The organism is Nioella sp. (assembly GCF_964229645.1).
GTDB lineage: Bacteria > Pseudomonadota > Alphaproteobacteria > Rhodobacterales > Rhodobacteraceae > Nioella.
The window spans coordinates 21,623-29,644 of the sequence record NZ_CAXREX010000289.1 but is presented as its reverse complement, the minus strand read 5'-3'; the positions used below and the strand labels follow the sequence as shown (position 1 = coordinate 29,644).

7 protein-coding genes are annotated in these 8,022 nt (G+C 62.5%); 1 reads left to right on the top strand and 6 read right to left on the bottom strand.

All coding sequences use genetic code 11. From position 1 onward, the window contains the following. Nucleotides 1–145 precede the first annotated feature (145 nt). From ACEQXV_RS18555 to hslV, 4 genes are read right to left on the bottom strand one after another with little or no spacing between them, the layout of a single operon-like run. Entirely contained in the window at nucleotides 146–1,237 is a 1,092-nt protein-coding gene (locus tag ACEQXV_RS18555; protein ID WP_370270404.1) for an alpha/beta hydrolase, read from the bottom strand. 33 nt (nucleotides 1,238–1,270) lie between these two features. Continuing rightward, the gene (gene hslU / locus ACEQXV_RS18550; protein ID WP_370251029.1) at nucleotides 1,271–2,587 is read right to left on the bottom strand and encodes an ATP-dependent protease ATPase subunit HslU; all 1,317 of its coding nucleotides are present in this window, start codon (nucleotides 2,585–2,587) and stop codon (nucleotides 1,271–1,273) included. Further along, nucleotides 2,584–3,669, bottom strand: a complete 1,086-nt coding sequence (locus tag ACEQXV_RS18545) for a hypothetical protein (RefSeq protein WP_370251028.1) — start codon at nucleotides 3,667–3,669, stop codon at nucleotides 2,584–2,586. Before ACEQXV_RS18545 ends, hslU begins: the two co-directional genes overlap by 4 nt. Beyond that, nucleotides 3,666–4,223 carry an ATP-dependent protease subunit HslV gene (gene hslV, locus ACEQXV_RS18540; RefSeq protein ID WP_370251027.1) on the bottom strand — a complete coding sequence of 186 codons (558 nt, stop codon included), beginning with the start codon at nucleotides 4,221–4,223 and terminating at the stop codon, nucleotides 3,666–3,668. Before hslV ends, ACEQXV_RS18545 begins: the two co-directional genes overlap by 4 nt. A 172-nt stretch (nucleotides 4,224–4,395) precedes the next feature. Between hslV and ACEQXV_RS18535 the strand changes: the two genes are divergently transcribed. Beyond that, nucleotides 4,396–4,842, top strand: a complete 447-nt coding sequence (locus ACEQXV_RS18535; protein ID WP_370251026.1) for a c-type cytochrome — start codon at nucleotides 4,396–4,398, stop codon at nucleotides 4,840–4,842. A 69-nt stretch (nucleotides 4,843–4,911) separates the two neighbouring features. Here the strand turns inward: ACEQXV_RS18535 and infB are convergent, their stop codons facing one another. Continuing rightward, nucleotides 4,912–7,392: a translation initiation factor IF-2 gene (infB, locus tag ACEQXV_RS18530; RefSeq protein ID WP_370270403.1), complete on the bottom strand. Its 2,481-nt coding sequence runs from the start codon at nucleotides 7,390–7,392 to the stop codon at nucleotides 4,912–4,914. Next, nucleotides 7,389–8,018, bottom strand: a complete 630-nt coding sequence (locus ACEQXV_RS18525; protein ID WP_370251187.1) for an RNA-binding protein — start codon at nucleotides 8,016–8,018, stop codon at nucleotides 7,389–7,391. Before ACEQXV_RS18525 ends, infB begins: the two co-directional genes overlap by 4 nt. Nucleotides 8,019–8,022 lie beyond the last annotated feature (4 nt).

Genomic DNA, 8,022 nt, shown 5'->3' with positions numbered 1-8,022 from the left:
TCGCCATCGGTAAGCGAAAAGCTCTCCATTATCTGACCCGCGAAGACCGAGATGAAGAAGGTTTGCCCGAATGATGACGTGAGCGTCAGAAGAGCCCCGGTCAGAAGGAACGCCGCGTTCGAACGCAGGAACGCGGCGGCGGCGCTCATTGGGTCACCGGCGTCAACAGGATCTGCGTGGCGTTGCGAACGGTCAGGACCGTCCCGGACAGCAGATCAACCGGGATCTCCGCCGTGCCGGTTCCAATCGCGGGCAGGCCCTGGATAAGCTGGATCAAGGAAGGAGAGGCAGCGAAGGTCGAATGGTTCGTCCAATCCCCGGCATCGGCTCGGAAGGCCGAAATATCGACAAGGGTGATGTCGAATTCGGCCACATCCTCAGCGGTTCCGAGGCTACCTAGCCGGTTTTGCCGCCCGGTGATCCCCGCCGACAGTCTCAAAGCCCGGTCATTAGCTGAGGTCACGACGATGAAGGGCTGCGGCAGCGGTTCGACGGCGCGAGCCTGGCTCTGAAACAGTTCTATGTCGATATCCGGAGACACCAGAACCACACCGGACAGGCTGTTCAGAACCGCATCGTCACCAGAGATCCGAATTTGGCGCAGGGTTTCCATGGTGACGTATCCACCAAGCGAATGCCCAACCAGAAGGATACGCCGTGCGCCAGCCTGGGCCAGATCGCGCAAGAAGTTTTCCAGCGCATCGCGCGAAAACAGGGCGCTTTCCCGGTCGAAGACATAGCCGAAGGGGTTTCCGGCGCTGGGCCACGCGAAATGGGCGGTCAGCCCGGGGGTGTTGTAGTCGTGGGCCATCTGCGCAATCCGGAACAGGCCGGATGCGAAGTTGTTGTTGTAGCCATGAACGAACACCACGACCTCGCGGCTTTCCTCGGGTAAAGCCATCAGCGCTGCCCTGAAATCGCTCCGGAAGGCTGCTGGTGTGGAATAAAGGCCGGCATCCGTCACCACGAAATCGGTGTTCAGGTTCGGCACCGGGCCTTGTGGCCAGGACACTTCACCCGCCTCGCGATCGGGCGGTATGGATACATCGAACCGTGCATATTCAACGCCGCTTTCACGTCCAGCGGTGTAATGCTGATCCTCGAAGGCGCGGTTTGTCGCGACGAAGACGGTTCTCAGTCCCGCATCGGGAACCGTGCGGGTGACCATGGCGATATTGGGCGGGGCGCCGCAAGCAGCCAGGATAACGGCAAGTGCGGACAGGATGTATCGGGGCAAGGGAGGAACCGCCGGAAAGAGAATCTGGCGACCCTATAGCACGTAGCGTCCCAGATCGGCAGAGCGCATCAGTTCGCCCAGATTCTTTTCGACGAAACCCTCATCAACAACGACCTTGTCACCTGACCGGTCGGGGGCGGTGAAGCTCAGCTCCTCAAACACGCGCTCCATCACGGTATAAAGCCGCCGCGCACCGATATTCTCGACACTGTGATTCACCTCTGCCGCGATGGCGGCAAGCGCCTTGATCCCGTCCTCGGTGAAGGTCACCTCGACTTCTTCCGTTGCCATGAGCGCGGAATACTGGCGGGTCAGGGCGTTGTCGGTCTCGGTCAGGATGCGCACGAAATCATCCTCGGTCAGTGCCCGCAACTCGACCCGGATCGGCAGGCGGCCCTGAAGTTCCGGCAGCAGGTCCGACGGTTTGGCAATGTGGAACGCGCCAGAAGCAATGAAAAGGATATGGTCGGTCTTTACCGGGCCATGCTTGGTGCTGACAGTGGTGCCCTCGATCAGGGGCAGCAGGTCGCGTTGCACGCCTTCGCGTGATACGTCGGCACCGCGAGCATCGGATCGGGCCGACACCTTGTCGATCTCGTCAATGAAGACGATCCCGTTCTGCTCAACCGCGCGCACCGCTTCGCGGGTAACAGCTTCGGCATCCAAGAGCTTGTCGGCCTCTTCGTCAATTAGCACCTCGTAGCTGGCCGCAACGGTCATGCGCCGTTTGACGGTGCGCCCGCCGAAGGCCTTGCCGAAGATGTCGCCCAGGTTCATGCCGCCGCCCATGGGCCCCATGCCGGGCTGGCCGGGGATCTCGAACATGCCTCCCATCGGATTGGAGGTATCGGCCACCTCCAGTTCGATGATCTTGTCATCCAGTTCGCCCGACCGCAGCTTGCGGCGGAACATCTCTCGTGTCTGTTCACGCGCATCGGTTCCGGCCAGCGCCTCGATCACGCGATCCTCGGCGGCGTCATGGGCATTTGCCTTGACCTCTTCCCGCATATGTTCGCGCACCATGATCTGAGCTGCATCGACCAGGTCGCGCACGATCTGCTCCACGTCCCGGCCCACGTAGCCCACCTCGGTAAACTTGGTGGCCTCAACCTTGATGAACGGCGCGCGGGCCAGCTTGGCCAGACGCCGGCTGATCTCGGTCTTGCCGACGCCGGTTGGTCCTATCATCAGGATGTTCTTGGGATAGACCTCGTCGCGCAGATCATCACCCAGTTGCTTGCGCCGCCAGCGATTGCGCAGCGCCACCGCCACGGCGCGCTTGGCGTCCTTTTGGCCGATGATGAACCGGTCGAGCTCCGAGACGATTTCACGGGGGGTCAGGTTGGTCACGATGTGGTCTCCTCGGGGGTCAGCATGTCCCAGGGGGGAAGGCGGGTTTTGCCGGGAAAGTTCGGCAGCATGTTCATGATGGCGCGGCGGATCACTTCCCATTGTGCCCCAAGCACGACAAGGACAAGGCCGAACATCAGGATCGACAGAAAGGCCGCGCCTTCCATTACCGTAAAGGCAAGCGCCACGATATAGCCCACACCCGACACCAGGAAGGACCGGCGGTCGATGGTGATGGCAAAGAGCGCCATGAGAATGACGAAGATGAGAAGGGCGAACTGCGCCGCGATGGTGCCCGCGTCGAACAGCGTCAAAGCGACCGTGTTCACGATCGCAGGGGCTGCAATCACGTGCAGCCAGAAGCCGCTGGCAGAGCGCCGGGTGATCCGATGCGGGTCGCTCATGTCAAAACGAAGGGCAACGAAAAGGCCGAAAAGACCCAGAACCATGGTCAGGACAGCGAAGGGACCCTCAGCCGACAGAAGGAACAAATCACGCGGATCCTCGGGCAAGGTGCCACCAAGCGCAATAATGCCAAAGCAGGTGGCAAAGACACCAAGCGCGATCAGCGCCATGGAGAAGGGAACGCGGAAGAACCCGTAATAGACACAGAGCAACACCGTGGAAGTCCCGGCGGCAAGGGTCAGGGTCAACGGCAGTTCACCCCGCATCATCCAGCTCAACCCCATGCCGAACTGGGCCGAAGAAATCCCGAAGAAAATGGCCAGGGCAATGGACGGTGCCACCATGCGACGTGTCAGGGTGAAATAGCGGGCCAGCAGGATGACAGCCCCTCCGGCAAGCGCGGCATAGACCATCGTCGCGATGTATCCGATGCCAGAGATTTCAAACAGGCTGAGCCCGGTCAGGCCAAGCCAGCCCATGAACAGGATAGACAGCCCGACAACGATGAAGACCTCGTTGAAACCCTTGAACAGCTCGAAGGGTTCATCGAGCCCGGTCATGTGTTCCCGCGCACCACGCCGGGCATCCGACAAGGCCACAAGAGATGCGGCCTGCGCCTCGGAAATCATGCCCGCGCCGACGGCGGCGCGCAGATCGTCGCGGCTGAGCCCGGTCATCCGCCGATCCGTTCCACCGTCAGGTTGCCATTCGTGTAAACACAGATATCGGCTGCGATTGCCATGGCCCGGCGGGCCACGTCTTCGGCCCCCATATCGCTGTCGATCATCGCGCGTGCGGCGGCCAGGGCGTAGTTGCCGCCCGACCCGATCGCCGCGATCCCGTGTTCAGGCTCCAGCACATCGCCCGCCCCTGTAATCACGAAGAGGTCGCGCCCATCGGTGACGATCAGCATTGCTTCCAGCTTTTGCAGATACTTGTCGGTGCGCCAGTCCTTGGCCAGCTCCACGCTGGCGCGAGCCAGTTGCCCCGGGGTTGCTTCCAGCTTGGCTTCCAGTCGTTCCAGCAGGGTAAAGGCATCCGCGGTGGAGCCTGCGAAACCGGCCACAACCTCGTGCCCTCCGGGTGACAGGCGGCGCACCTTGCGGGCGGTGCCTTTGATCACGGTCTGGCCGAGGCTGACCTGTCCATCGCCGGCGACGACCACTTCGCCTCCTTTGCGAACGCCAATGATCGTGGTGCCGTGCCAGCCGGGAAAGTCGGAATTGCTCATGGTTTCTCCTTCTTCTTCTCGTATATGACGCTCCGGCCCCCGCGTCACAAGGCCTCGCTTCGGTGGAAAGCAGCCGATGCGGCCCTAGCGTATCAGCCGTGACAATTCGTGCGGGCGTAACGCATTCCAGAATCGGTATATTGCCGCCAACCAATCCAAAGGAGCCTATCCGATGATCCGTAAACTGACCTTCGCAGCCGCGCTTCTGACCGCCCCGATGGCCTATGCCGACGAGGCCGACATCGAGGCTGGTGAAAACCTGTTCAACCGCAACTGTGTTTCGTGTCATGTCGTTCGCGATGCGGATGACAATGTTCTGGCCGGCCGCAATGGCCGCACCGGCCCCAACCTTTACGGTGCCGTCAATGGTGTTGCCGGGAGCGTCGAAGGGTTCCGCTACTCTTCACTGATGCAGTCGGCACATGACGCGGGGATTGTCTGGAACGAAGAGAACTTCGTCGCCTACCTGCCCAACGCGACCAACTTCCTGACCGAAGCCACCGGCGAGCGCGGTCGCTCCACCATGACCCCGCAGCGCGTCAGCGAAGAAGATGCCCACAACATCTATGCCTTCCTGGCCCAGTGGGGCACCGAGGCAGAAGAAGCTGCCTCTGAATAAGCAGTTCCACTTCCAAAACGAAAAGGGCGGCCCGAAGAGGCCGCCCTTTTTGATGGGGTTCGTCGTGGATCAGTCGAGCGTGCGCTCGACCTCTTCCCGTTCGAAGATCTCGATAACGTCGCCCTTGCGCACGTCGTCGTAATTCTCGAAGGCCATGCCACATTCCTGGCCGGACTGGACTTCCTTGACCTCGTCCTTGAAGCGCTTGAGCGTCTTCAGCGTGCCTTCGTGGATCACCACGTTGTCCCGCAGCAGGCGCACCCCGGCAGACCGGCGGGCAACGCCTTCGGTCACCAGACAGCCAGCCACGTTGCCAACGCCGGACACGCGGAAGGTGTCCTTGATCTCGGCGTAGCCGATGAAGTTCTCGCGCACTTCTGCCGACAGCAGACCAGAGGCCGCCGACTTCACGTCATCCACGAGGTAGTAGATGACCGAGTAGTAGCGGATTTCCACGCCCTTCTGGTTGGCCGCATTGCGGGCCGGTGCGTTGGCACGAACGTTGAAGCCGATCACCGGGGCACCCGACGCTTCGGCAAGGCCGATGTCGGATTCGGTGATGGCGCCCACGCCGGAATGCAGGATGCGCACGCGCACTTCCTCGTTCCCGACCTTTTCCAGCGCTTGCGCGATAGCTTCGGCCGAACCTTGCACGTCCGCCTTCACCAGAACCGGAAGCTCGGCCACGTTCTCGTCTGCCTTGGCCTTCGCCATCAGCTGATCGAGGGTGGTGGCTGCACCGGCAGCGGCGCGGCGGTCCTTGGCGGCCTGCTCGCGATAATCGGCGATTTCGCGGGCCTGCGCTTCGGTGTCGACCACGTTCAGCACGTCACCTGCTTCGGGTGTGCCATTGAGGCCCAGAACCTCGACAGGAACCGACGGCCCGGCTTCCTTCACGCGGTCGCCCTTGTCGTTGACCAGAGCGCGGACCTTGCCCCACTGCTCGCCCACCACGAAGATGTCGCCCTGCTTGAGCGTGCCGTTCTGGACCAGAACGGTGGCAACGGGCCCACGGCCCACGTCGAGCTGTGCTTCGATCACGGCACCGGACGCAGCACGGTCGGGGTTGGCCTTTAGTTCAAGGATCTCCGCCTGAAGCGCGATGGCTTCCAGCAGTTCATCAAGACCCTGACCGGTATGGGCAGAGACTTCCACGTCCTGAACCTCACCCGACATCTGTTCCACGATCACTTCGTGTTGCAGCAGGTCGGTACGCACCTTCATCGGGTCCGCGGCAGGCTTGTCGATCTTGTTGATCGCCACGATCATCGGCACACCGGCAGCCTTGGCGTGGTTGATCGCCTCGACGGTCTGCGGCATCACCGCGTCATCCGCGGCCACGACCAGAACCACGATATCCGTCACCTGTGCGCCACGGGCACGCATCGAGGTGAAGGCAGCGTGGCCAGGGGTGTCGAGGAAGGTCAGCAGCTGGCCACTATCGGTGGTCACCTGGTAGGCGCCGATATGCTGGGTGATGCCCCCGGCTTCTCCTGCCACCACTTTTGCGTTGCGGATCGCGTCCAGAAGCGAGGTTTTACCATGGTCCACGTGGCCCATGATGGTGATCACGGGCGCGCGCGACTTGAGGTCCTCGGCCTTGTCTTCAACCGTGTCGATCACGTCTTCAACGTCCGCGTCCGAGACGCGCACCATGCGGTGACCGAATTCCTCAACGATCAGCTCGGCGGTGTCTTGGTCGATCGACTGGTTCTGCGTGACCATCATGCCCATTTTCATGAGCTCTTTCACGACATCGGCCACACGTTCAGCCATGCGGTTTGCGAGTTCCGAAACCACGATGGCTTCGGGCACCTGCACGTCACGCACGATCTTTTCGCGGTCCTGGTGGCCACCCATTGCTTTCTGCCGGGCGCGTTCTTGCTTGCGCTTCATGGCGGCCATCGAGCGCTGACGCCCGCCTTCGCCGCCGGTCAGCGCCTGGTTCACGGTCAGCTTGCCGGAGCGACGGCCATCACGCTCGCCGCCCTTGCCGCGACCACCCTTGTCCTCACGCTCTTCCTTGCGCTTGGACGGTGTCGGGGCGCCGGTTTTGGTCGGAGCGGGACGGGCTGCGCGCTCTTCCTTGTCGGCGGGGGCAGGCGCGGATGCAGCGGCCTTTTCGGCAGCGCGGCGTTCCTGTTCCTCGCGCTGGCGGCGCTCGTCTTCCTCGACCTTGGCCTTCAAGGCTTCTTCGCGCTCACGCTCTTCGCGTTCCTTGGCCTCGGCCTCGGCGCGGCGACGTTCACGCTCTTCTTCGCGCTCGCGCTCTTCGCGGGCGCGGCGTTCGTCTTCTTCAGCTTCGCGGGCCTTGGCGGCCTGCAGGGCCTTCAGCCGGCGCTCCATTTCAGCGTCGGATACCCCCGAGGGCCGCTTGGGCGCATCGGACGACCCAGAAGCGGACGTGCCAGGTTTGGGCACCACAACGCGCTTGCGCTTGGTTTCCACAACCACACTTTTGGTCCGCCCACGGGAAAAGCTCTGGTTCACGCGGCCCGAACGGGCGCCGCCAGAAAGTCCGAGGGGTTTTTTACCGTCTTGATCGCTCATACGTCTTTCGCATCCTTCCCGGCGATAAATTCGCCGTATGTGCCGCGCAGGCCCCGCAGCTTCGAGGCCTCCTCTACAACACGTCGCTCGAGTCCGCCAGCCGCAAGCGCGCCATGTATCACACGTTGGCGCCCGAATGCCAAACCCAATTCATCTGCCGTCAAACAGCCGAAAAAACGGCCCCCTTCCGGCGTCCAGAGTTTCGATTTTCCCCGTTCCGAGCCATCGGCGGCCTGGAACAGAACCCGGGCATGGCCATCTGCCAGCCAGCCCTTCACTTTCTCGAACCCGGCCACGGCGTGACCGGACTTGCGCGTCAGCGAGATCAGTTCGACCACGCGTCGGACAAGGCCCGCTTCGACCTGCGCTGCCAGGTCTGCGGGAACGGTGACCTTCTGCTTGGCGCCGCGGCTGAAGAGGTTCTTCTTCACGGCCGTTGCCAGTGCGTCCCGGTCGGCGGCAACCCAGATGCCCCGTCCCGGCAGTCGCTCGAGAACATCTGGCACGATGGTCCCGTCCGGCCCCACGACGAAGCGGATCAACCCCGCCTTTGGCTGGGTTTCCCCGGTTGCGATGCAGCGCCGTTCGGCGTCATCGCGCGATTTGGTCCGACCGCCCCGCGTCATGGGC

What these genes read in the sequence shown, in the direction of transcription:
- ACEQXV_RS18545 (WP_370251028.1), bottom strand. Translation starts at nt 3,669, where the DNA reads ATGACCGGGCTCAGCCGCGACGATCTGCGCGCCGCCGTCGGCGCGGGC.
- hslV (WP_370251027.1), bottom strand. Translation starts at nt 4,223, where the DNA reads ATGAGCAATTCCGACTTTCCCGGCTGGCACGGCACCACGATCATTGGC.
- ACEQXV_RS18535 (WP_370251026.1), top strand. Translation starts at nt 4,396, where the DNA reads ATGATCCGTAAACTGACCTTCGCAGCCGCGCTTCTGACCGCCCCGATG.
- infB (WP_370270403.1), bottom strand. Translation starts at nt 7,392, where the DNA reads ATGAGCGATCAAGACGGTAAAAAACCCCTCGGACTTTCTGGCGGCGCC.
- ACEQXV_RS18525 (WP_370251187.1), bottom strand. Translation starts at nt 8,018, where the DNA reads ATGACGCGGGGCGGTCGGACCAAATCGCGCGATGACGCCGAACGGCGC.